Genomic DNA, 21,712 nt, shown 5'->3' with positions numbered 1-21,712 from the left:
ACACGACGGCACGCATGAGTGCGCGGGAACTGGTCGAGGAGGAACTGATCCATGGCGCGCTGCGCCGGGAGCAGCTCTGGCGGATGATCGGCCTTGGCGGGGCGGGCTTTGGCGTTTTCGGCTGCCTTGCAGCCGCGACCGTCGCCCTGATGGTCGAGACGCCCCCGCCCGTCGTCGTGCCCTATGATCCAGCGACAGGTCTCGCTCTGCCGAACGCCACGGTGGAAACGGTCTCGCTTGCCGAGCGGCCCGCCATCATCGAGGCGCAGATCTACCGCTACATCCTCGACCGTGAGGCCTACAACCAGCTCGACAACGATCTGCGCGTGCGCCGTGTGCTGGCGCAATCCACCGGGGCGGCCGAGGCCAGCATGCGCGCCATGTGGACCTCTGGGCAGGAAAGCTATCCGCCGACCCGCTATGGCCCCGCGGCAGAGATGGCTGTCGAGATCGCCTCAATCACGCTCATCGGGGACAACCGTGCGCAGGTCCGTCTCAGAAAGCGCCTGACCAGCCCGCAAGGGGCGCAGGACGGATCCTTCACCGCCACGCTCATGTTTGCCTTCGAACCCGAACGGACCCGCACGATCGACGACGTCTGGCAAAACCCCTTCGGCTTCACCGTCACCCAATATGCCATCCGATCGGACCGTTCCGAATGACCTCTGTTCCCGTCCTTGCCTCCGTGCAAGCCCTGCTCGTCGCCAGTGCCCTCGTGCTCTCCGCACCCGCAGCCCTGGCCGAGACCACGCCGCGCGCTGGCCCACATGACAACCGCGTCCGGATCGCGAGCTGGACCGAGGGGCAGGTCTACCGCATCGTCACCACCCTGACTCGGGTGACCACCGTCGAGTTCGGCGAGGGCGAGACGATCCGCTCGATCATCGCGGGCGACACAGTCGGCTTCCAGTTCGACGGCGTGCCGGGCGGACGGGCCTTCGCGATCAAGCCAGCCGCCTCGGGTGTCGCCACCAACATCACGGTCTACACGAACCGCCGCTCCTACTATTTCCACGTGGTCGAGGCGCGCGAGACCCCGCATTATGTGGTGCAGTTCCGCTATCCTGAGAGCCGCGTTCAGCCGACCCGTGCGGTCGCGGCCGATGCGCCCAATGCGAACTACGCGGTCAGTGCAAGCGAGGAGTTCACACCAACGGCCATCTGGGACGACGGGACCTTCACCTATTTCCGCTTCGCGCGGAACGCGCCGGTCCCGGCGATCTTCCGCTATGCCAATGGCGGCGAGCGGGCGGTGAACAGCACGGCACTCGAGGATGGTGTCATCCGCGTCTCGGGTGTGAACCGCCAATGGGTCCTGCGCCTCGGCGAAGACGAAGTCTGTGTTCAGGATATGGGTGGGCCCACGTCATGAGCCAGTACACCGAAGACCTCGCCGCGCGCCTCGCGGCCCTTGAAGCAACGGGCGACAAGAAGCGCGCCGCAGCACGTCCCTCCCCGCTTACCGCCATCCTTGGCGTTGCCGGGATCGTGACCGTGGGCGGCCTGGCCTGGGCCGCGCTGCAGCCATCGCCGGAAGCGCCTCTGCCGACCGCAGCTCCGGAAGAATTCCAGACCACGGGATCGGGCTTCGGCGATCTCGCACCCATGCCCATCGCCGATCCTGCGCCGCCGCCATCGGCCGAGACCGGCCCCACCGAGTCGGAACTGGCGCTGATGGAAAGCCTTGCGACGCTGCGCGCGGAACTCGAAGACCTGCGCGCGCGGCCCGTCGAGGCATCGGATAGTGGCGCGGAGCAGGCCATCGCCGATCTCACGGCCCAGATAACGGCGCTGCAGACCGCCTCGACCGAGGCGCAACGCGCCCTTGAGCGGCAATTGACCGAACGCGACCGGGAACTCGACCAGTTGCGCATGGATCTCGAGGTCGCGCGGCTGACCCCGCCTGAGCCGACGGACCTCGGGCCGAACGAAGAAGAGCTGCGGCTCGCCGAACTTGAGCGCCGCCGCATCGCCGAAGCGGAGGCCCGGGCCGAGCGCATCGCGTCGCCCATGATCGCGTTTTCTGGGATGGGGGCAGGGACCGACCGAGAGAACAGCCTCGAGGCCGCACGCCTGAATGAAGACGAAGCCTTCGTGCGCGCAGGCGCCAGACCCGCCACGATGACGCGGGCCGAAGTCATCGTGAACCCCGGCAACACCGTCGTGCAAGGCACGATGATCCAGGCCGTGACCGAGACGGCACTGGACAGCACGCTGCCTGGTGCAATCCGCGCCATCGTCTCCGAGGACGTTCATTCCTTCGACGGCACGCGCGTCCTGATCCCGCGCGGCGCGCGTCTCGTGGGGCGTTACCGCTCCGATGTGGCGCTCGCGCAGTCGCGAGTCATGGTGGCCTGGGACCGCATCATCCTGCCCGACAACCAGACCGTGGAGATCAGCGCCTTCGGCGGGGACGAGCTCGGGCGCACCGGCACCACCGGCTTTGTCGATACCCGTTTCGCGCAGCGTTTTGGCTCGGCCGCCTTGATCTCACTGATCGGGGCCTTGCCCGCAGCCGCGGCCGGACAGATCGAGGATGAGGCCGCGGCCGACATCGCGAGCGACGTCGGCACGGACCTGCGCGACAGCACCCAAAGCGTCATGCAGGACTATCTGGCGATCCGCCCAGTGATCCATGTCGATCAGGGCACGCGGATCACGGTCATGGTCGACCGCGATCTGGAGATTTTCTGACATGGCGGCGAGCTATCTCGAAGCCTCGCTCGACCGGCTGGGCGCGCCCGTGCAGCGGGACGACACGATCGAGATCTGCATCAACCCCGACGGGCAGGTCTGGGGCGAGTTCCAGGGCGATCATTTCATGCGCGGCCTCGGCACGCCGCTCACTCAGACCGAGATCAAGGACCTCGGCAACCAGATAGCCTCGGCCGCCTCGACCACGCTCAGCACCAAGAAACCCATCGTCTCGGTCTCGATCCTCTATCGCGACCGTCCGATCCGGGCACAGGTGATCCAGCCTCCGGCTGTCGAGGGTGGGTTCTCCATCTCACTGCGGTTCTTTTCCTCCCTGCCGCTGGAGGCAATCCGGCTCGGGTTCCTCTATGGCAAGGAACGCAGCCTCGAGGGCCTGCGTCGCGAACGCAACGCCGCGCTGCGCGATGTGGTGGCTTCGGGTGACATCGACGCCGCCCTGCGGTTCTGCGTCGAAAACAAGCTCAACATGATCGTCTCGGGTGGCACCTCGACCGGCAAGACGGTCGCAGCGCGCAAGATCCTTTCACTGATCCCGCCCGAAGAGCGGATCATCACCATTGAGGAGGCGGCGGAGCTGCGCCCTGAGCAGCCGAATGCCGTGACCCTGATTGCCGACCGCGACACCGAGGCCCGCAGCGCCGATGTGCTTCTGGCTTCGACCCTGCGGATGCGGCCCGACCGGATCGTGCTGGGTGAGGTCCGGGGCCGCGAGGCCATGACCTTCCTCGAGGCGATCAACACCGGCCATGGCGGCTCGCTGACCACCTTGCACGCCGAGACCCCGCAACTCGCCGTCCGCCGCCTCGCCATCGCGGCCCTCAAGACCGATGTGCCGATGACCTATGCCGACATGGTAGACTACATCGAGGGCTCCATCGACGTGATCATCCAGGCCGGTCGCCATGACGGCGCCCGCGGCATCACCGAGTTCTTCCTGCCGGGGCAGGCAAAGCATCCAGATCAGAGCACAGGTCAATCCGGGGGTGCTGTGCGCCCCGCGGTCGCGGCCGAATGAACCGAAAGGAAACCCCCATGCGCAAGATCACTCTCGCCGCAGCTGTCACCCTGCTGGCCGCGCCCCTCGCGGCCCAGACTTCGCCTCAGGTCACAAACGATCTCGCCGTCACCATGACCCCCGAGCAATACCGGATCTGCAACGACCGACCTGCGCGCCCGGTATGGATGGACGAGGTCCATCCGCGTGAGGCCTACAAGGCGCTGACGTTGATGCGGCTCTACGAGTTGCGGTCGTGGGAGGCGATCAAGGAAACTGGTGACTGCGGCTGTGATGTCCGCTTCCCGTCATGGAATGCCGCCTCGGCCGAGTACGAGGAACGGTTCGCGACCAACACCCAAGCAGAGCACACTCAGATCCAATTGGCCTTCCGTAACGACCAGAACCAGATCGCGCGCGACGTCCAGGACATCTGCGAAGCGCAAGGCAACTGGTAATGAGCATCGTCAGCTGGATGGTCGGAACTGCCGATGGCTTCCTTGCCGACGCGGCCGAGTCCCAGTTCGGGGCTGTGGCCAGCAATACCGGCTCGATCGTTTTGCTGATGGTCACGCTTTCGCTGATAGGTGTCTGCATCAACATGGCCTTCCAGTTCCGCAGCATGGATGGGGCCACCTTCTTCTGGTATCTCATCAAGCTGACGCTGATAGGCCTTTTCGCCTTCAACTGGGCCAACTTCAACGCAGTCGCCAATGCCGTGATCGGTGGGCTCGACTACGTGGCCGGGGCTCTTATCTCCTCAGTTGGCGGCGGCGGGGCAGGGGCCACCTACTTCGCGGGCGAATTCGACCGCCTGATCACAGAGTTCAGCCAGTACCTGAACGCGATCGGCAACAACTTGAACTGGATGACCGGCGCAATCCTGGGAGGAATTGGACTGGTGCTCCTGAGCCTCCTTGGCTTTATGACCGGCATCGTCCTCATCTTCGCCAAGATGATGCTGACCCTGATGCTGGGCCTTGCGCCGATCATGATCGCGCTGTCGCTCTTCGATGCGACCAAGGATTTCTTCCACAGATGGGTCTCGACGACGATCAGCTACGCCTTCTACCCCATCGTCATCGCCGCCATGTTCTCGACCGTGGTCGGCATGGCGAATTCGCTGCTGGCGCAGCTCGGCGATCCGAACTCGGCCACCAATATCGGCTCACTGGTGCCATTCTTCGTGATGGTATTCCTGGCGAAGGGTTTTGTCGCGGCGACTCCCCTGATCGTGCGGGGGATTTCGGGGAACCTTATGGTGGCCGCGGCACCCGCTATCGTCAGCGGGTCTGCGGGGGTGCTCCGGGGCTTGGTGAACACGTCAGGCGTGCAAGGAAGAGCTAGGATCGGTGCGCTCACGACGGGCGAAGCGATCGGCCGAGGGGCGGTGCAAGCTCCCGCCGCCGTGCGAAGCGCTGCGGCCACCGCAAGCGCGCAGGTGGTCAGGATGGCGGAGAGGGCGAAGCGGTTGGGTGGGTGAAGCCGGAAGCGATCGGCGGCGCGCCGAAGACGCGCCGCCGATCGTGGAAGAGTTCAGTTTGCGTTGCGAAACTCGGCGTATTCGCCACGGAGCTGAACGGTCACGGTGGCGGCCTCGCTGTCGCGGTTGCGCCAGAACCAGCCGTGCTCGCCGTCGAATGCGGCTACGATCTCGCCTTCGTCCCCCGTCGAGCCACGGCCTCGTTCGTAGGTAACCGATTGGCCACCACCATGGCCGTGCAAGTCGAAGTTGATCCGTCCGCCTTCGACCAGCACGCGGTATTGCGCGGTCTGTCCCTCGGTCATTACGAGTTTCCATTCCGCAGTGTCGCCGGGCGCCAGCGTGAAGCTTGTCTCGTCGCGCCACACCTCCGCATCCTGAGCGTGGGCCGCCCCCACGAACAGGCCGAAGATATCGTCGAGCAGGCTCGAGGACTGGTCGCCTCCGGCAGCCTCGAGGTCCAGCAACCGGTCCGCCTCCGCTTCTTCCGCAAGCTGGGTTTTGATCTCGCCCATTTCGGTCAAGCCCAGAATGCTGCCCACGCCTGTCGGGTCCGTGCCATATTCAGCGGGCAGATACACCATCAGGCCAATGACCACCGCCCCGATGCCAGCGATGATCGTCGAGCGGCGCAGTTGAGCCGGTGTTGGCAGGTCTTCGATGTTGGGTTTCGGTGCGTTGTGCATTGTTCTTTCCTTTATGTGCTGGCGATGAATCCGGCGATCTGCTGATAGGTCAGCAAGACGCCAAGAAGAACCATGATGATGTTTGCATAGGTTGCCTGGGTCATGAACTTCGGGCTCCTGCGCCAGTAGCCCATGACAATCAGGATCACGAACAGCGCGAGAAGTTGCCCGACTTCGACGCCCACGTTGAAAGCCAGAAGGTTGGCCAAGAGCCCGTCTTCCGCGATCTCGTATTCGAGGATCTTGGTTGCGAGCCCGGTGCCGTGAAACAGCCCGAAAATCAGCGTCGCGGCCTTGGTGTTGGGCTGGAACCCGAACCAGCGCTGGTAAACCCCGAGGTTATCGAGCGCCTTGTAGACTACCGACAGGCCGATGATGGCGTCGATGATGTAGGCATTGATGCCCCAGCCGAACCAGACGCCCGCCAGCATCGTGACCGAGTGGCCAATGGCGAAAATGCTGACGTAGATGGCCACGTCCTTCATCCGGTAGAGGAAGAAGACGACGCCAAGCAGGAACAGGATGTGGTCGTATCCCGTCACCATGTGCTTGGCGCCGAGATATATGAAGGGGATGATGTGCACCCCCCAGATTTCCTGGATGTAGCCCGCGTCACCTTCGGTGACGTTGTGGGAGAGCACCTGCGCCACGCTGGATGCGTAGAGCGCGAGCACTGCAATGGTCAGGGCGACCGCGCGGCGCGATGCCAGCGCGCGCAAGCCCCAATAGCCTGAAGTCATGAATAGATCTCCGTTGTGCTGTTAAAGGATCGGTATGCCGCGCGATGCGCGATGCCGATCAGGCACGTGGAGGGCGTTCGATCCGGAAGGTGCGGTGGGGGCCGTCCGGCGAGGTCCGGAGCCGCCACGCATCCCTTTGCGCAAAGACCAGTTGGCCCCCGTGACCCAGCGACAGGAATGCCTGGCTGTGATCGTGGTCGGCGGCCTCGTGGCTGTGACCGTGCATGGCCCAGTAGAGATCTTCCTCGAACCCATGCGAATGGCCGTGGTCGGCGATCATCTCCAGATGATCCTGGATCGTCTCGAAGACAGTCGGCGCATGGGTTGCGGCCGGCATGACGGACCAGACCACCAGCGACAGGCACAGAAGCGTCGCAAACGCATTTCGTCCGTATGTCCGCAGAAGTGCCATCGATCTTGCCTGTCCGCCCGCTCGTCGTCGCGGCCCATTCATGGAGCCATCTTGTTCTATCCCCCTGGGGAGGATAGCGTCTTTCTATGACAAAGCCCCATGTGCACGCAACCCATCCCGCCCTCGTCGCCCGGCTGAAGCGCGCCGATGGGCATCTTCGTGCCGTGATCGACATGATCGAGGCGGGCAAACCCTGCCTCGAGATCGCGCAGCAACTTCAGGCGGTCGAGAAGGCGGTGGTCAACGCCAAGCGTGCGCTGATCCACGATCACCTGGACCATTGCCTCGATGCTGATCACTCGCCCGCGGACCGCGATGAACTGAAAACCATCTCCCGTTACCTCTGAGGTCACTGCAGTGCTCGAAGTCCTTGCCGACCGTACCTATCGCCATCTCTTCGCTGCACAGGTCGTGGCGCTTCTGGGTACGGGGCTTGCCACCGTGGCACTGGGGCTTCTGGCCTACGATCTTGCGGGCGACAACGCAGGCCTGGTGTTGGGCACGGTCTTCACCATCAAGATGGTGGCCTATGTCGGCATTGCCCCCATCGCCGGGGCTTTTGCGAACCGGGTGAACCGCCGGGCGTTTCTGGTAGCACTTGATCTGGTGCGGGCGGGCGCGGCGCTCTGCCTGCCTTTCGTCACCGAGGTCTGGCAGGTCTATCTCCTGATCTTCCTGCTGCAATCGGCGTCCGCCGCCTTCACGCCGACCTTCCAGGCGACCATCCCGGACGTGCTGCCGGACGAGGCGCGCTACACGCGGGCGCTGTCGCTGTCGCGGCTGGCCTATGACCTTGAGAACATCGCCAGCCCGATGCTGGCCGGGCTCCTACTTGTGGTGGTGAGCTACAACTCGCTTTTCCTTGGAACGGTGGTGGGGTTCGCGGCCTCCGCGGCGCTGGTCGTCTCGGTCCTGCTGCCCAGCCCGAAACCGTCCGAGCCGCGTGGCATCTACGACCGCACGACGCGCGGCATCCGCATCTACCTTGCGACACCGCGCCTGCGCGGCCTGCTGGCGCTGAACCTCGCCGCAGCCGCTGCGGGCGCGATGGTGCTGGTCAACTCGGTGGTGCTGGTGCGCAGCACGCTGGGGCTGGACGCATCCGCGCTGGCCTGGACGCTGTTCGCCTTCGGCGCGGGCTCGATGCTGGCCGCACTTGCGCTGCCGAAGCTGCTCGACCGCCTGCCGGACCGACCGGTGATGGTCGCCGGCGCTGCGCTCATGGTGCTGACGCTCCTCGGTCTGGCCGGAGAGGTCGCCGCCCTTGGGCTCACCTGGCCCGTCCTCCTTGGTGCATGGCTGCTGGTGGGACTGGGGTATTCGGCGGTGCTCACCCCCTCCGGCCGCCTGCTGCGGCGCTCGGCCCATGCGGAGGATCGCCCCGCGCTCTTCGCCGCCCAGTTCGCGCTCAGCCATGCGTGCTGGCTCGTCACTTATCCGCTGTCCGGCTGGCTGATGACGCAGTTCGGGCCGGTCGAGGCCCTCGGGACGCTGGCGGCGCTGGCGGGCGTCGGCGCGTTGTCGGCCCTTCGCCTCTGGCCGCAGGAGGATCCAGAGATCCTCGAGCACAGCCATGACAATCTGCCGCTCGACCACCCCCATCTGAAGGGCGCCCGGCGCCACGCGCATCCGTTTGTCGTGGACGACCAGCACCCCCGCTGGGCGTCACAGCTTTGAGCGAGCCTCAACGTATGCCCCTGAATGTCATGCGAATCTCAGGCTGCCTGATAGCTTGAGAATGTCTCTGTCGTGCCGTCACGACGGATCAGGTAGACGACATAAGCCTCTCGCTGCGACTCCGGGCCCATGCCGGGCGATCCGTAGGGCATGCCGGGAACTGCAAGGCCGACCGCGTCGGGGCGTTCCACCAGAAGACGGCGAATGTCCGCAGCGGGCACGTGGCCCTCGATCGTGTAGCCGTCCACACGGCCCGTATGGCAGGAGACCATCTCCTGCGGGATGCCGTTGTCCAGCTTGTAGCGCATCAGAAGCGTTCCGGCGCTCGCCTCGGTCGTGACGACAAAGCCGTCGTTTTCGAGGATCTCGATCCAGGCCGAGCAGCAGCCGCAGTTTGGGTCCTTCATCACGTGGATCGCCGGTCCGGCGCCTTGCCCCAGAGCCCTCAGGGGCGACGCAGCCGCCAGCGCAGCTGCGCCAATCAGGAGCTTGCGGCGGGAAAACATGTCTTGGGTCATCTGATGTTCCTTTCGAGGTTGGATGCGTGGGCTGGCAGATCAGAGATCGATCCGCCTAAGTCGCAGGGCGTTGGTGATCACCGAGACCGACGACAGGCTCATGGCCGCCGCCGCGATCATCGGCGAGAGGAGAAGGCCGGTGACAGGGTAAAGCAGTCCTGCCGCGATAGGGACGCCAAGCGCGTTGTAGGCGAAGGCGAAGAACAGGTTTTGCTTGATATTGCGCAGGGTGGCGCGCGCGAGTTTTCGCGCCCGCACGATGCCCATGAGGTCGCCGCCCAAGAGGGTGATGCCCGCGCTTTCCATCGCCACATCGGCCCCTGTGCCCATGGCGATGCCCACGTCGGCGGCGGCCAGGGCGGGCGCATCGTTCACCCCGTCGCCCGCCATCGCGATCTTGTGGCCTTTGCTTCGCAACTGGTCGATGAGGTCCTTCTTGGCCTCGGGCAGTATGCCCGCGCGGACCTCGTCGATGCCGAGCTGGCTTGCCACCGCCTGTGCGGTGCGTTCGTTGTCGCCCGTCGCCATTATGACGCGCAGCCCCTGGGCATGAAGTTCCCTGATGGCCTGTGCGGTGCTGTCCTTGATCGGGTCGGCGACCGCCACGATGCCGACGAGCGCTCCGTCAAGAGCGACGAACATCGCCGTCTTGCCCTCGACGCGCAGGGTGTCGGCCTTTGACTCGGCCTGCGCGGTGTCGAGCCCCATCTCCCGCATCATCGCAGCGTTGCCGAGCGCCACCGCGCGCCCACCGACGCGGCCCTGCACGCCCTTGCCGGTGACGGCGTCAAAGTCCGTGGCCTCCTGACGCGGCGCACCCTGCGCCTCGGCTCCCTCGACGATCGCCTCGGCCAGCGGGTGTTCCGAGCCGCGCTCTAGCGCTGCGGCCAGCGACAGCAGGTCTGTCTCGGTGATGTCGCCCAACGCCACAACGTCCGTCAGCTTCGGCTTGCCCATGGTCAGCGTGCCTGTCTTGTCCACGATCAGCGTATCGACCGCTGCCATGCGCTCCAGCGCCTCGGCATCCTTGATCAGCACGCCCGCCTGCGCGCCGCGCCCCGCCGCCGTGGTGATCGAGATCGGTGTGGCGAGCCCGAGCGCGCAGGGGCAGGCGATGATCAACACCGACACGGCAGATGCGATGGCGAAGACCAGCGCTGGTTCTGGGCCGAAGATCATCCAAACGATGAAAGCTATGATGGCGATGGCGACCACCGTCGGCACGAACACCGCCGAGACTCGATCGGCCAGCCCTTGGATCGGCGCGCGGGAGCGGCGTGCGTTCGACACCATCGCGACGATCTGCGCCAGCACGGTATCGGACCCGACCTTGCTCGCCTCCATCACCAAGGAACCGTTCTTGTTGATCGTGGCCCCGGTCACCGCATCGCCCGGGCCTTTTTCGACCGGCATCGACTCGCCGGTCAGCATGCTTTCGTCCAGGGATGATCGGCCCTCGATCACGACACCATCGACCGGAACCGCGTCGCCGGGGCGCACGCGCAGCCGGTCGCCCTCCATGATGTTCTCCAGGGGCGCATCGTATTCGGTGCCGTCCGGCAGGGTGCGCCGTGCGGTCTTTGGCGCCAGATCCAGAAGTGCGCGGATCGCATCCCCGGTGCGTTCGCGCGCCCGCAGCTCGAGCACCTGGCCCACGAAGACCAGCGCGACGATCACCACCGCCGCCTCGAAGTAGGTACCGACGCCGTGGCCCATCCGGTACTGTTCCGGAAACACACCCGGCAGGAACGTCGCGACGAGCGAGTAAAGGTAGGCCGCCGCCACGCCGAGGCTGATCAGCGTCCACATGTTGGGGCTGCGGTTCACGATGGACTCCCAGCCGCGCCGGAAGAACGGGAGCGCGGCCCAGAAGATGATCGGCGTTGCCAGCACGAACTCCAGATAGCTGGCGGTCTGGTGCCCGATCCAGTCGCGCACTGGCAGCGCCACCAGTTCGCCCATGGTCAGGATGATGAGTGGCACCGCCGCCGCGGCGGAAATCCACATCCGGCGGGTGAAGTCGGTCAGCTCCTCGCTCGGCTCATCCGAGGGGACCATCGGTTCCAGCGCCATGCCGCAGATCGGGCAGGATCCCGGCGCATCCCGGACGATCTCGGGGTGCATCGGGCAGGTGTACTGGACGTTGGCCGGCGCCGCCTTCTTCTGTCCGGCGGCGCGGCCCGAAGCGTAGAACCACGGATCCGCCTTGAACTTCGTCTGGCACTTCTCGGAGCAGAAATGGAAGGTTTCGCCCTGGAACTCGGCGTGACGTCCGTCCGGCTTGACCGCGACCGTCATCCCGCAGACCGGGTCCTTCGCCGTCTCTGTCCCAGCCGGAATGTCGGGCGCCGTGTGATGATGATGATCGTGGTCCATGGTCTGCCAGCCTTTCGGTATCTCGTTTCAGCTTGCGGCCTCCAGCCGTTGGAAGCTCAAGCCCTTTTCAATGGTGGTCGTGAGCGCCTTCCGGGGCGGGATTCCGTGCGAGGAAGATTCCGACGAACAGGAACACCAGCGCCATGCCGATCGCACCCAGGACGACGATCAAGGGGTCGGACTGCCATTTCATCGCGGCGAAGGCGGCCAGCACCACGGCATCAAGTGCGATTGCCGTCAGCAACACCCAGCCCCGAGCGCCGATTTCTTCGCGCAGATGCCGGAACACGCCAAAGTGGATGATCATGTCCATCACCAGATAGAAGAAGGCCCCGAGCGAGGCGATGCGGCTGAGATCGAAGAAGACCGTCAGGAAGCCCGCTATCACGACGGTGTAGACGAGCGTGTGGTCCTTGATCGTGCCTTGCATCCCGAAATGGCTGTGCGGGATCATTTTCATGTCGGTCAGCATCGCCAGCATCCGCGAGACCGCGAACACGCTGGCGATCAGACCCGACGCGGTGGCCACCAGCGCCAGCGCCACCGTCAGGTAGAAGCCTGTTTGCCCGAGCGCGGGCTCGGCGGCCTCGGCCAGCGCGTAGTCCTTCGCCGCCACGATGCGGTCGAGCGGCAGGCTGGAGCCGACCGCGAAGGCCACCAACAGATAGACGACGACGCAGAGCGCGATGGACCAGATGATGGCCCGGCCCACGTTGCGGTGCGGGTCGGTGACCTCTGCGCCGCTGTTGGTGATGGTCGTGAAGCCCTTGAAGGCCAGGATCGACAGCGCAACCGACGCCACGAACCCTGTGGCTGCAAAATCATCACCCGTCGCCTCGAACGAGATGCCGCTTGCCCAAAGACCCGCTGCGCCGAACAGCGCGATGCCGCCCACCTTGAGCACGGCCATGATGATGGAGAACAGCCCGACCGACCGGGTGCCCGATGCGTTCACGAGATAGGCGAAGACGATCAGCCCGACACCGAGAATAGGCACGAGGATGCTGTCCGGATCGCCGCCGAACGCCCGCAGCGTGTAGGTGCCGAAGGTGCGCGCGACGAGGCTTTCGTTGATCACCATCGACAGCGCCATCAGGAGAGCTGCGCCCGCCGCGACCGTCGTCGGTCCGTAGGCTTTCTTCAGGATCATCCCGATGCCGCCCGCAGACGGGTATGCGTTCGACATCTTGATATAGGTGTAGGCGCTGAAGGCGGTCACGATGGCGCCGACGACGAACGAGAGCGGGAAGAGAGGCCCGGCGAGTTCGGCGATCTGGCCGGTCAGCGCGAAGATGCCCGCGCCGATCATCACGCCGGTGCCCATGGCTACCGCACCAGGAAGGGTGATGCTGTTCTTCTGGTACTCGCTTCCGGTCATGGATTTCCCTTTTCAGGCTTTTGCCGCATGGCTACCCAAAGCAGTGGCAGGCCCGTCAAGAGGCCGAGGCCAAGTACTGCCCATGTCGCCCGGCCCAGATCTCCGCTCACCGCCTCGCCGCCGAAATGGGCCAGCAGGAAGCTTGCCGGAATGATCCCCGCCAGTGTTGCCAAGGCGAAACGCCAGGCGTGCAATCGGCTCAGTCCGGCCGCGTAGCTGATCATGTCGAAGGACACGAAGGGCATCAGGCGGCTGGCAAGAACCGTCGCCGTCAACGCGGTCTGCGAGCCGAGAAGCCCGGCATCGACGCGATCACCGAACACCCGCCGCAAGACATCATGCCCCAGAACCCGCGCGAGACCGAAGGCGATCAGCGCCCCGAGCTCGGCGCCGATGACGACCTGCACGGTCCCCCAGAGATGTCCGTAGGCCGCTCCGGCCGCCAGTGCGATCGGCGCGCTCGGGATCGGGCTGGCCACGACCGCGACGGTCATGAGCGTGACGATCACGACCGGCCCCCAGAGGCCGGCGCGCGCAACCAGTTTCTCCAGACGCTCGGGCTGCAGAAGGCTGCGCGCCTCGGCGAACACCGAAGGCGCGACCTGCCAGACAGCGAGCAGGACGATCCCGAGGATCGCAAGGCCGGCGAGAATGGTGGCGCGCAGGCTCATCTCACACCGCCGCGATGGCCTTCGCCAGGAGGTCACGCACCTCGCCCGCCACGGCTGTCAGCTCGGCGTTCTCAATCGCCTGCATCGACGCCACAGGATCGATGGCGCTGACTTCCACGCCGCCGTCCACCTCGCGCAGGATGACGTTACAGGGCAGCATCGCGCCGACCCGAGGCTCGATCCCGATCGCCTGATACGCCATCTTCGGGTTGCAGGCGCCGAGGATGCGGTAGGCGGGCATCTCGACGTCAAGCTTCTTTTTCATCGTAGCCTTGACGTCGATCTCGGTCAGGACGCCGAAGCCATAGTCCGCCAGCGCAGCACGGGTGCGCGGGTCGACGTCTTCGATCCCGATGTCGGGGATCATGCGATTGATTGTGTAAGCCATTGAGAAGTCCTTTCGTCTATTTCCGAAGATATTTGACCAGCGCTGCTATGGCCAAAACCACCAGCGCAAGGATCAGCAGGCCGAAGAGCCAGCCAATCCCCATTCCGAAACCCATTCCGGAGCCCATATCGTTCCAGTTCATCGTCTCATCCTCCTGATTTTCAGCCGCAGGGTGGGTCTTTTGGCCGGCCCTCACGACAACATGGGGCAGGACAGACCAGGATCGGTGCCGGTCGGGGCGCCCTGTCCGGACGCCCCGCCGGGATCAGACCGACGCCGTGACGGCGAACTCGGTCATCATGCCGGTCGACAGGTGCGGCATGTGGTGGCAATGCAGCATCCAGCGCGCGGCCTCGCCTGCATCGAGCGCGACATCGACCATCGACATCGGCGGCACGTGAACCGTGTCGCGCAGCGCACCGGCCAAACGCCGCCCATTCAGGCCGACGACCTGGAACACATGGCCGTGCAGGTGCATCGGGTGGCCCATCATCGACATGTTGTGGAACGACAGCACGACCCGCTCGCCGCTGCGCGCGGTGATCGGCTGGTGCTGGCCCCAGACGGCCCCGTTGATCGTCCAGACATAGGGCTGCATCGAGCCGCCCAGCATCAGCATCTGGCTGCGGTCCACCTGCCGATCCGGCAGGGGATCGCGGGCGAGGAGGCGCGCCTCCTGCGCAAGATCGGTGTCGAACGCGGGTGCTGCGGTCTCCGCCATGGCATCGAGGCGCCGGACCTCGGCTCCCTGCGTAGCGAGGATCAGGCCGGTGCGCTCCCGCGCGCCTTCGCGCAGGGCGAGGATCGGCCAAGCGCCACCTTCATTCGGCAGGTCGATCTCGATGTCCAGTCGCTGGCCCATCGCCAGCCCGAACCGGTTGCCCGCGATAGGCTGGACCGCGTGCCCGTCCACCGCGACCAGCCGCGCCTCGGCACCGCCGGTTTCGATCCAGAAAACGGTCGCCGCAGCGGCGTTGATGACGCGGAGCCGGATACGGCCACCGCGCTCGACCTGGACCACCTCCGGGTCCGACAGGGTCCGGTCATTGGCGAGATAGGCGTCCCAGTCATAGTCGTTCAGGTCCATGGCCATGCCGCCCATCTGGCCGCCCATACCCATCATCCCGCCCAATGCGGGCATGTTGCCCATCGGCATGCCGCCCATGGCGCCGTGGCCCATGGCTCCGTGATCCATGCCCTGCATCGCCCCCATACCTCCCATGGGTGCGCCTTGATCGGGCACTGCACCGGCAGCATGGCCTGCGCCGTGTCCGCCGCCATGGCCAGCGCCGATTTCGGCGAGAACCTCCTCGGGAGACTTGAACGAGAAGTCATGCAGGAACATCACGACCTCCTGCCGGTCGGCGGTCAGGTCCTCCGGCGAGCGCACGATCAGCGGTGCTGCCAGAAGCTGCATCTCCTGCGTCGGCACATGGCTGTGCATCCAGTGGGTGCCCGGCCGGGTCTCGAAGTCGTAGGATCGGGTCTCACCCGGGGCGAGAAGGGGCATCGGCATGTCGGGCACGCCGTCCTGCGCATTCGGCGGGATCTGGCCGTGCCAGTGGATGATGGTGCCGACATCGAGATCGTTGGTCAGATCGACCCGGAACCTCTGGCCGGGGTCGAGGATCAGTCCCTGACCGCGGGGGCCGGCAAGCCCGAAGACCGTGGCAGCGCGACCGTCGATGTCGAGCGTGCGCGTCGCAGCGGAGAGGCTGATCGGTGCCACCGCCTGCGCAAAGGCGATGCGGGGCATCTGTGCAGCGCCAATGGCGGCCGCACTTGCGGCAAGAAAGCCGCGTCTTGAAAGCGTGTTCATTGTCGTCTCCTCGGGACTTATGTCCCGTTCATCAATACCGATGGGACGCCGCGGGCGTCCGCCCGGGCGCGCTCAGAGGAGACGGAGCTTCGGAGGGCGTTCGTTTAGTCCCGGCGCGCGGCTGATGTGGATCGCCTCGGTGGGAAAGTCATGTCGGGAAGGCGTGTACTCCTGTCCGGTTTCCGCGCTCGGAAATGGCAGGAAGGCCGACAGACCTGCGCAGACGAACTCGCACATCTCGGCATCGGCCGGTCCACAGTGCTCTCCAGCGTCACAGTCGGGGCCCGCAATGACCTGAGGGTGCATCATGTCGGCGACATGCATCGAGTGATCCACACCGGAATTCATGCTCATGCGTGTCGCGTGCGCGGAGGTCACCGTCGTCACCACGGTGATCGCGAGTATGGCAAGCATGGTGATGACACGTTCGATCATGCTGCAAAGATAGGCATTACTCACGAGAATGTCCATTGTCGCAGGCGCCTAACCGCTGGCACAACGTGGGATTGACCAAAAGAGAATGATGTTCTGCAGTGATCGGGGACTGACGTCTTGGAAAAAACTCTTCGAAATACTGTCGAGATCGGTCTGTTCATCGGAGGTGTGACCCTCGACTTCGTAGCAACCCGGGGCAGGTAGGACGTATCAACGTACAATCCGTGTGCAAGTCCCAGTGGGCCCGGACGACACTGTCCGCGAAGCGGCCATCATCGCTCATCCATGAACTTCGATGATCGACCGCGTCGTCTGCACAGCCGACGCAAGTTGGGTCCTGTCTGCCTCCTTGAGCCCCAGCCCAGCAAGATCGAACGACAATTGACCGGACCCACCGCCACCCGCTGCAGCGCGTGCTGCGCGGCCGCGCGCCCGACCTGATGGCGCTGGCTGAGGATCCTGCGTCTCTGTTGCAGGTGGCTCAACGGTCATCGACGAGGACGCAGTCCCAGGCCCCTGCGCCCCAGCAGCCGCCCGCACCTCCCGCAGTTCCAGCTTCAGCTTCTCTACCGTCTCCCGCGTCTCGGTCATCTGCCGATCCCGCCGCAGCCCGTCCTCGTCAGGGTACGGGAAACTCCCCGCCTGACCGGCATGCAGCACCTTGAGTATCGGGTCCTCGAAATACTTGATCCGCCGCGCCCGGATCGGCATCTGCGCGTCGATCACGAGGATCACCTCGTCGAGGTCCATGCGGCGTGCCTGGTCTTCCGTCAGGAGCGGCGTATCCTCTGTCCGCTCGGAAACGCTGCGCCCCTCGAACGGGTTGCGCCCGACCGCGCGGGACCGTGTGACCACGCGCTTCGTGGTCTTGCCGACCGCCTGGCTTAGCTCCTCGATGGTCTTCTGCTCGGACGGGGTGAGGTAGAGCTTCACGCCCGCGCCGCCCTGAAGCGACCGGCGCGTGTTTTCGCCATAGATCTCGTCCAGTGCCGGGATGGTCTGGGTGACAATGGCGAGGTTCCCGCCGAAGGAGCGCAGCGTCTTGATGCTTTCGGCGACGATCGGCATTTTCCCAAGGCGGTCGAATTCGTCGAGCATGATCATCACCGGCCAAGGCTCGTCGTCCCCCGGTTCTTGCGCCTGCAGCGAGGCGATCAGGTCGGAGAAAAAGAGCCGGATCAGCGGAGCTAGCGGGCGGATCATCTCGGACTCGACCACGAGATAAATGGCGTGGGGGCGACGCCGGATGTCCCGGAAGGAGAAATCCGAGGTCGCGGTGGCCGCGTCGATCGCACGGTTGTCCCAGGTGTCGAGACCCGAGGTCATCAAGAGCGACAGGTAGGAGGTCAGGGTGTCATTGTTGGTCGAGGCCATGCGCTCGAAGATCAGCTTGGCCGACTTGTTCTTCACCTCCTGTGCGCGCTTGAGGTATTCCTTTTGCTTGTCGCCGCCCGAGGCGGTGATCCGGTAGATCTCGCCGATGGTCGGAACGCCGCGCTCGAAGGCCAGAAGGCCCGCCGCCACAAACAGATCAATGCCGCCTGCCAGTAGCCCGCTCAGCTTTTCGTTGTCGGTCTGCAGGAAGAGCTTGGCGGTCAGCTTCAACTCCATCTGCTGCCGGTCAGGGTTGGTCATAGCTGCGATACGCGCCAGCGGATTGTAGCGGTGGGTCGGCCGATCCCAGTCGGTCGGCGCGAACCGGAACACCTTGTCGCCCATGCTGGCGCGGAAGCGCGAGGTCTCGCGGAAGTTCTCGCCCTTTACGTCGAGCACCACGGCCGAGCCTTTGTAGGTCAGCAGGTTCGGGATCACGAAGCCCACGCCCTTGCCTCGACCCGTCGGCGCCACGATCAGCGCATGCGGGAAAGTTTTTGACACGAGGAAGGGACGCTTCGATTTCGGGCGACCAAGCTTGCCCAACAGGAACCCACCGCCCGGCTTGGCAAAAAAGCCGTTGCGCTTCATCTCGGCCTTGGTCTGCCAATGTGTCGTGCCGAACCGGGTCAGTGCGTCGCCGAGAAGCGTGACGCTCAGCATGAGCGCGGCTATGCCAAAGCCGCCCAGGATCAGGTTCACCCAAAGGAAGTCCTTCGTGGCGGTGGTCCCAAGCCCGCGGTATTCCCGCGCGAGCAATGTGAAATCAATGCGCTCGGTCGACAGCCCATAACGCAGGATCAGATAGCCTGTGGCCACGACGTAGCCGATGGCGAGGCCGACCAGCGTCAGGCTGAGGATCCCGCCCGCGATTTTGCCCTTATCCATGGGTGATCCCCTTCTCGCCATGGGTCGCCGCGTGACGCGCGCGCTGCGCCTCGATCTGTTCTTCGGCCAGGGCATCCAGCACCCGCTCCATGGCGGGGCCGTGGGCAGTCACCTCGCTGCTTTCCAGATAGGCCTTCGCAAGCTCCAGCTGCCGCAGCGGATGTTCGGTGAACTTGTCCAGCACATCTGCATGGCCGGCGCGCAGTGCGGTGACCGCGTTTGGCGTGAGGTTTCTGTCGACTTGCTTGATCAGGCGCTGCCCAGCGGTTTCGGAGAGAGCTGTGCCATCCTCGGCCTCGGCCCGCCGGAGGAACGTCATCACATCAGGGGCGGTCTCAGCCATGAAGCGCCGCTCGGCATAGTCTTGCCGCGCTTGATCCTCGATGTCGAAACTCCGCTCGCTGATATAGGCGCGCGATGCACCCATGGCGCGGAGGCGGTTGATTTCCTCCTGCACCGCCGTCCCGAATTCTTCATCGGGCATTTCCGCGCGGTAGCGCGCGAGGGTGCGGTCATCTTCGGTGATCGGACCGAGATGTTGCGTCGGATCGCGCAGAGCCAAGTCCATATCACCCGCGTGGAGCCTGCGATCCTTCTCCTCGACGGCGAACTCCTGTGGCTTGCGGCTGTCGGTGATTTTGTCCCATGCCATCGAGGCCAATTCGGCATGATCAGGCGACCGCTGTGCATAGGCGTTGAAGGCGGCGCGGGCTGCTTCCACTTCGACAGCACCCGCCCTGCGCACGGAAGGGTCGTCTGAGAACGGGTAGGTGAAATCTGTCCGTCGGAACTGGGCGACCAGCTGCTGGAAGTCCTGCCGCTCGGACGGGGCGAAGGCGTCCGGTCCCGCGTCGTCGAGATCGCGGCCCAGTGGCGTCAGACGCTCGGCATCTTCCGCCTCACCGACATCTTCGACCGCCCGCAAGATGCGCGCATCGGTCAGAGTATCGCCCAGGCGGACGTGAACGGCTTCCAGCCGGTCCAGCGCTTCCTCGCGATCCTCGCCCTTCTCCAGATCAAGGTCGCCCGCCGAGGCGATGGCGCGCAGATCCTGCGCCAGCCATTGGCGCTCAAGGGCGGCATTGCCTGCGCCCTCACGCATGCGGGCGGCCACGGCTTCGGGATCGATCCCGGTGCCCTGCAGCGCCTCGCTGAGGCGAGCCTTCACTGCATCATCGTCGAGGCGCGCCATCTGGTCTTCGCGCATGTTGGCCCGCGCGTAGACGCCGTCGCGGGAGGGCGCATCGAGCAGTGCGGCCGAACGGTCCCCGAGAGGGTTCAGATGCGCGACGGAGGCCAGGACATCGGTCAGCTTGCGCTCGATTTCCGGCCGCTCGGACGCAGGCGCCCGGTCGATCGCGGCTTCGATCTGGCGGATATTCTGAGAAAACTCGGTGATCAGCGTGTCGAACGCTGTTTCGTCTTGGGACATATAGATGGCTCCGTCAGATTGGACCTGACCGCCACTGGCAAGGATGGTGCTGGCCCGCTCGAGGGCCTCGGCCACGTCATCGAAGTTCGACCGGGACGCCTCGGCAGCCAGACCCCGATAGGTCAGCACGTTGCGCGCCACCGTCTCCAGGGCGGCGGCCAGGTCGGCCCCGGTGCGCTGACGTTCGACCGGCGGCCGGCCCTCGTCACGGGCCTTGTAGACCTCATCAATCTCGGCGCGGTAGGTCGTGACCCCCCGGTCAAGACGCCGTGTCGCCTCGAGCCGGATCCCGTGGACCTGCGCCGCGTCAACCATCGCCGCCCGGAAGGCGTCGTAGTTGAAGTGGTGATCCTTCCCGAGAAAGAACATTTCGCCATCCTTGCTGCGGCGGTTCAGAACGATATGCGCATGTGGATGCGCGCGATCTTGGTGTATTGCAGCAATATAGTCGAATTGCGACCCCTCACCTTGAAAGAACTTCTCGCAGACGGATTCCGTGATCGCGCGCACCTCCTCACCGCTGGTGCCCACGGGAAATGCCATCAGGAGATGCGAGGTATGGCCGAGCTTGGGGCTGTGCCGCTCACCCCACTGGTTCTCGAAGCGGCGCACGACCCGGTCAATCTCGGCCTCGGACAGGGTCTTCTTGCCATCATGTGTGCCACGACTGTCGAGGATGTGGCTCGACTTGGTGGTGAGGTACGTGAGCTGGGCCTTGAGCTGGGCGCCGGTATGGCACCCGCCTTTCGAGATCGGCTTGAAGATGGCCGGGGAGTAGCCGCGCGCAGCCCGGACCATCTGGGCATTCCTGGCGAGCCCCTGCCAGCTGCCAGAGACCCGGCTCCAGTCGCGATCGAAGAGGGCGGGGCTGACGCCGCGCGCCTCACTCCGCGCCATGTTCGGCCACCTGCTCCGCTTCCTGCCGCGCCAGACCGGCGAGGGCCCTGGAGACTTCGAGGTCCAGTTCACGGCGGCGCGCGCGGAACATCTCCTGGATCTGGTCGGCCATGTCGAAGACGAGCACGGCGAGATCACGGATCTCGGCATGACTGGCGGGAGTATAGGGCAGCCGCTCGCCCTTGAGCTTTGCCTCGTTCAGGCGGCGCGCGACCTGGTTCACGTTGTTGCCGACCCGGTTCAGCGCCGCGCTCATCCCTTTCAGCTCATCCGTCATACCCTCATCCGGGCGCAGGAGATCGTCGGCGGCCAGCATCAGGCAGCGCATGGCGTCTGACCGATGGGCAATACCGCGCCGCGCGAGAGCCGCATCGAAGCCGCGAAGGTCGCGATCAGTGACCCGCATGGTCAGCACACGGGTGCGGCTGTCGTTGGCGGAGACGGCAGAACGGCCCCGGCTCAGCACGTTGTAGACGGTCTTGGGCGAGACCTTCAGCGCTGCACTGATCGCACTGACCGAGACGCCTTTCGCCCGTTCCCGGACGATCTGACGGCGCTCCTGATCGGTCAGTCTGCGACTGCTGCTCATGTGAAGTATACGTTCCTATTTCTTGCCAACTTCGTACAAGCCCGCCTTCTCCCAGCACAAGCGGAGAAGGCACCAAGGGCTTGTACTCAATGTAGAAAATCGGCCTCACGGGCCGATTTGACGTCCTTTGTCAAATGCAGCGCGCAACGCGCTCAATGCAACGCGTCCCGCGTTCCCTGCACCGTGCATCACGTCCTATGCACGGTGCCTTTTGCGCTCTGCAGCGCGTCTTCGGGCAAG

General features: G+C 65.0%; 22 protein-coding genes. 8 read left to right on the top strand and 14 right to left on the bottom strand.

The window, feature by feature from the left end:
- Positions 1 to 14: 14 nt before the first annotated feature.
- The 6 genes from VDQ18_RS05390 to VDQ18_RS05365 are packed head-to-tail and all read left to right on the top strand — an operon-like array spanning position 15 to position 5,192.
- Positions 15 to 662: a type IV secretion system protein gene (locus VDQ18_RS05390; RefSeq protein WP_323020010.1), complete on the top strand. Its 648-nt coding sequence runs from the start codon at positions 15 to 17 to the stop codon at positions 660 to 662.
- On the top strand, positions 659 to 1,372 hold the full coding sequence (locus VDQ18_RS05385) for a TrbG/VirB9 family P-type conjugative transfer protein (RefSeq protein WP_323019979.1): 714 nt from the start codon (positions 659 to 661) through the stop codon (positions 1,370 to 1,372). The genes VDQ18_RS05390 and VDQ18_RS05385 overlap by 4 nt, the downstream gene beginning before the upstream one ends.
- Positions 1,369 to 2,694: a TrbI/VirB10 family protein gene (locus VDQ18_RS05380; RefSeq protein ID WP_323019978.1), complete on the top strand. Its 1,326-nt coding sequence runs from the start codon at positions 1,369 to 1,371 to the stop codon at positions 2,692 to 2,694. Before VDQ18_RS05385 ends, VDQ18_RS05380 begins: the two co-directional genes overlap by 4 nt.
- A 1-nt stretch (position 2,695) precedes the next feature.
- On the top strand, positions 2,696 to 3,730 hold the full coding sequence (locus tag VDQ18_RS05375; RefSeq protein WP_323019977.1) for an ATPase, T2SS/T4P/T4SS family: 1,035 nt from the start codon (positions 2,696 to 2,698) through the stop codon (positions 3,728 to 3,730).
- Between the two features lie 17 nt (positions 3,731 to 3,747).
- The gene (locus tag VDQ18_RS05370; RefSeq protein ID WP_323019976.1) at positions 3,748 to 4,167 is read left to right on the top strand and encodes a hypothetical protein; all 420 of its coding nucleotides are present in this window, start codon (positions 3,748 to 3,750) and stop codon (positions 4,165 to 4,167) included.
- Positions 4,167 to 5,192, top strand: a complete 1,026-nt coding sequence (locus VDQ18_RS05365) for a type IV secretion system protein (protein ID WP_323019975.1) — start codon at positions 4,167 to 4,169, stop codon at positions 5,190 to 5,192. The genes VDQ18_RS05370 and VDQ18_RS05365 overlap by 1 nt, the downstream gene beginning before the upstream one ends.
- Positions 5,193 to 5,245: 53 nt before the next feature.
- Here the strand turns inward: VDQ18_RS05365 and VDQ18_RS05360 are convergent, their stop codons facing one another.
- Genes VDQ18_RS05360 through VDQ18_RS05350 form a run of 3 tightly spaced genes read right to left on the bottom strand, consistent with a single transcriptional unit; the run spans position 5,246 to position 7,030 of the window.
- A complete protein-coding gene (locus VDQ18_RS05360; protein ID WP_047998213.1) occupies positions 5,246 to 5,878 on the bottom strand; it encodes a hypothetical protein in 633 nt (210 codons plus the stop codon).
- Positions 5,879 to 5,889: 11 nt separating this feature from the next.
- Complete coding sequence (locus tag VDQ18_RS05355; RefSeq protein WP_323019974.1) at positions 5,890 to 6,618, bottom strand: HupE/UreJ family protein; 729 nt, start codon at positions 6,616 to 6,618, stop codon at positions 5,890 to 5,892.
- Positions 6,619 to 6,676: 58 nt separating this feature from the next.
- The gene (locus VDQ18_RS05350) at positions 6,677 to 7,030 is read right to left on the bottom strand and encodes a hypothetical protein (RefSeq protein WP_047998214.1); all 354 of its coding nucleotides are present in this window, start codon (positions 7,028 to 7,030) and stop codon (positions 6,677 to 6,679) included.
- An 86-nt stretch (positions 7,031 to 7,116) separates the two neighbouring features.
- Between VDQ18_RS05350 and VDQ18_RS05345 the strand changes: the two genes are divergently transcribed.
- Together VDQ18_RS05345 and VDQ18_RS05340 are read left to right on the top strand one after the other, a co-directional pair.
- Entirely contained in the window at positions 7,117 to 7,377 is a 261-nt protein-coding gene (locus tag VDQ18_RS05345; protein WP_047998215.1) for a metal-sensing transcriptional repressor, read from the top strand.
- Positions 7,378 to 7,387: 10 nt separating this feature from the next.
- The gene (locus tag VDQ18_RS05340; RefSeq protein WP_323019973.1) at positions 7,388 to 8,707 is read left to right on the top strand and encodes an MFS transporter; all 1,320 of its coding nucleotides are present in this window, start codon (positions 7,388 to 7,390) and stop codon (positions 8,705 to 8,707) included.
- Between the two features lie 38 nt (positions 8,708 to 8,745).
- Here the strand turns inward: VDQ18_RS05340 and VDQ18_RS05335 are convergent, their stop codons facing one another.
- The 11 genes from VDQ18_RS05335 to VDQ18_RS05285 form a co-directional block, all read right to left on the bottom strand.
- A complete protein-coding gene (locus tag VDQ18_RS05335; RefSeq protein ID WP_323019972.1) occupies positions 8,746 to 9,225 on the bottom strand; it encodes a DUF411 domain-containing protein in 480 nt (159 codons plus the stop codon).
- 39 nt (positions 9,226 to 9,264) lie between these two features.
- Entirely contained in the window at positions 9,265 to 11,601 is a 2,337-nt protein-coding gene (locus VDQ18_RS05330; RefSeq protein WP_323019971.1) for a heavy metal translocating P-type ATPase, read from the bottom strand.
- A 67-nt stretch (positions 11,602 to 11,668) separates the two neighbouring features.
- Positions 11,669 to 12,979, bottom strand: coding sequence for an APC family permease (locus VDQ18_RS05325; protein WP_323019970.1), 1,311 nt, complete (start codon positions 12,977 to 12,979; stop codon positions 11,669 to 11,671).
- Positions 12,976 to 13,650, bottom strand: a complete 675-nt coding sequence (locus VDQ18_RS05320; protein ID WP_323019969.1) for a TVP38/TMEM64 family protein — start codon at positions 13,648 to 13,650, stop codon at positions 12,976 to 12,978. Before VDQ18_RS05320 ends, VDQ18_RS05325 begins: the two co-directional genes overlap by 4 nt.
- Before the next feature lies 1 nt (position 13,651).
- Complete coding sequence (locus tag VDQ18_RS05315; protein WP_047998221.1) at positions 13,652 to 14,038, bottom strand: DUF302 domain-containing protein; 387 nt, start codon at positions 14,036 to 14,038, stop codon at positions 13,652 to 13,654.
- A 16-nt stretch (positions 14,039 to 14,054) separates the two neighbouring features.
- On the bottom strand, positions 14,055 to 14,180 hold the full coding sequence (locus VDQ18_RS05310; protein WP_255348006.1) for a hypothetical protein: 126 nt from the start codon (positions 14,178 to 14,180) through the stop codon (positions 14,055 to 14,057).
- A gap of 123 nt (positions 14,181 to 14,303) precedes the next feature.
- A complete protein-coding gene (locus VDQ18_RS05305; protein WP_323019968.1) occupies positions 14,304 to 15,857 on the bottom strand; it encodes a multicopper oxidase family protein in 1,554 nt (517 codons plus the stop codon).
- A 72-nt stretch (positions 15,858 to 15,929) separates the two neighbouring features.
- Positions 15,930 to 16,328 (bottom strand): hypothetical protein, encoded by a 399-nt coding sequence (locus VDQ18_RS05300; protein WP_323019967.1) that lies wholly within the window; start codon positions 16,326 to 16,328, stop codon positions 15,930 to 15,932.
- A 243-nt stretch (positions 16,329 to 16,571) separates the two neighbouring features.
- On the bottom strand, positions 16,572 to 18,554 hold the full coding sequence (locus VDQ18_RS05295) for a type IV secretory system conjugative DNA transfer family protein (protein ID WP_323019966.1): 1,983 nt from the start codon (positions 18,552 to 18,554) through the stop codon (positions 16,572 to 16,574).
- Entirely contained in the window at positions 18,547 to 20,883 is a 2,337-nt protein-coding gene (locus VDQ18_RS05290; protein WP_323019965.1) for a relaxase/mobilization nuclease domain-containing protein, read from the bottom strand. Before VDQ18_RS05290 ends, VDQ18_RS05295 begins: the two co-directional genes overlap by 8 nt.
- Positions 20,870 to 21,472 (bottom strand): helix-turn-helix domain-containing protein, encoded by a 603-nt coding sequence (locus VDQ18_RS05285; RefSeq protein ID WP_323019964.1) that lies wholly within the window; start codon positions 21,470 to 21,472, stop codon positions 20,870 to 20,872. Before VDQ18_RS05285 ends, VDQ18_RS05290 begins: the two co-directional genes overlap by 14 nt.
- Between the last annotated feature and the right edge of the window lie 240 nt (positions 21,473 to 21,712).

The sequence above is a fragment of the Pararhodobacter sp. genome, assembly GCF_034676075.1.
In the GTDB taxonomy this organism is placed as follows: domain Bacteria; phylum Pseudomonadota; class Alphaproteobacteria; order Rhodobacterales; family Rhodobacteraceae; genus Pararhodobacter.
Note: the sequence above shows the minus strand (reverse complement) of the source record. Positions and strands in the feature narration are given on the sequence as shown.